General features: G+C 66.6%; 1 protein-coding gene. It reads left to right on the top strand.

Going from position 1 to position 1,553, the window contains the following annotated elements:
- Positions 1 to 273: 273 nt before the first annotated feature.
- A partial coding sequence (locus ASG43_RS11410; RefSeq protein WP_056504726.1) for a methyl-accepting chemotaxis protein occupies positions 274 to 1,553 on the top strand: 1,280 nt, incomplete at its 3' end.

The following is a 1,553-nucleotide window of genomic DNA, read 5'->3' as shown; positions in this document are numbered from 1 at the left end:
CGATAATCCTCTCGTCAGACTGCCCGTCCTGGCCGCCTGACGAAATAACTCGGCCCTGCCGAGATCGGTGTTTCTACACCACGTCCCGGGACACGACCGCACGTGACGATCGCGCTCCATGCTCGAGTCCCACGGGCCGCCGCGGCAGCAATGTCGCCGCGCCGAGATCCACCCATGGTTGAATCGCTCAGTGAAAAATCACGAAGCCTGACGTAAAGGTTTGTAAAGCAGGCCATGGTGATTCTGGGTCAACCCCGAGAGGAACCCGCAGCCATGTTGAGCCAATTCCGGATCGCGACGAAGGTCGCCATGATCGCCGTCGCCATCAGCCTGATTGGCATCGCCGCCTCGCTCTATGCGGCGCAGGTCATCCGGAGTTCGGATGCGCAATATTCGGCCATGATGGAAAATCTCGACAAGTCGACGCTGGCGCTCGCGCGGCTCAACCGCATGACCAACCAGATCGGCTACGGCATCTATCGCGCGATCGCGACCGACGAGGCCGAAGCCGCCGCCGCTGCGGCCGGGACGGTCACGGACGCGATCGAGAAGAGCAAAGGCTATATCGACGAGGTGACGGCGCGGTTGACCGACCGAAAGGCGGAGGTCGACCTGATCCGCACCGATTTCCTGGCCATCGCGGAGACGTCCGCCAAGGCGGCGGGCCTTGCATCCCGGAACCAGAACGATGCGGCGATGTCGCTGATGAAGACCCTCGATCCCCGGATCGTCGTCCTGTCGAAGGAGATCACCAGCCTGAACAACGAGACGATCGAGCGGGTCGGCGCGCAGTCGGCCGCCCTGACGGCCGCGTCGCACACCGCGATCTATCTCCTCGTCGGCGGCACCGTTCTTGGCGCGCTTCTCGGCCTCGGCGCCGCGCTGTGGGTTTCGGCCAAGGGCATCACCGGTCCGCTGAACGTCCTGCGCGACCGGATGATCGCCCTGGCCGGCGGTCGCCTCGACATCGAGATCACGGGCCAGGACCGGGCCGACGAGGTCGGCGAGATGGCGAAGGCCGTCCAGATCTTCAAGGATGCCGCCCGGCAGAACAAGAGGCTGGAGGAAGAGGCCGCCGCCGCCCAGCGGGCGCAGGCCCAGCAGCGCGAGAGCCAGTCGGCCATCGACAGCGCCAAGGCCGAGGACCTCAAGGCCTTCGTCCACATGGTCGAGGAAGGCTTTGACGGTCTGACGGCGGGCGACCTGACGACCCGCATGGACAAGACCGTCGCGCCCGAGTTCGAACCCATCCGCACCAAGTTCAACACGTCGATCTCGCAATTGGAGACCACGATCGGCTCGGTCGTCGCGGCCGTCGGCACGATGCGCGTGGGCCTCAACGAGATCACGGTCGCCGCGGGCGACCTCTCCCAGCGCACCGAGCAGCAGGCATCCAGCCTGGAGGAGACCGTCGCGGCCCTGTCGGAGGTGACGCGCGGCGTCGGCCAGACGGCCCAGAGCGCCGACGACGCCCGCGCCGCGGCCTTCCTGGCGCAGAAGGAGGCCGAGAAGGGCGGCAACGTCGTGACGCGGGCCGTCGCGGCCATGTCCGA

Source organism: Aureimonas sp. Leaf454 (assembly GCF_001424685.1).
In the GTDB taxonomy this organism is placed as follows: domain Bacteria; phylum Pseudomonadota; class Alphaproteobacteria; order Rhizobiales; family Rhizobiaceae; genus Plantimonas.
Note: the sequence above shows the minus strand (reverse complement) of the source record. Positions and strands in the feature narration are given on the sequence as shown.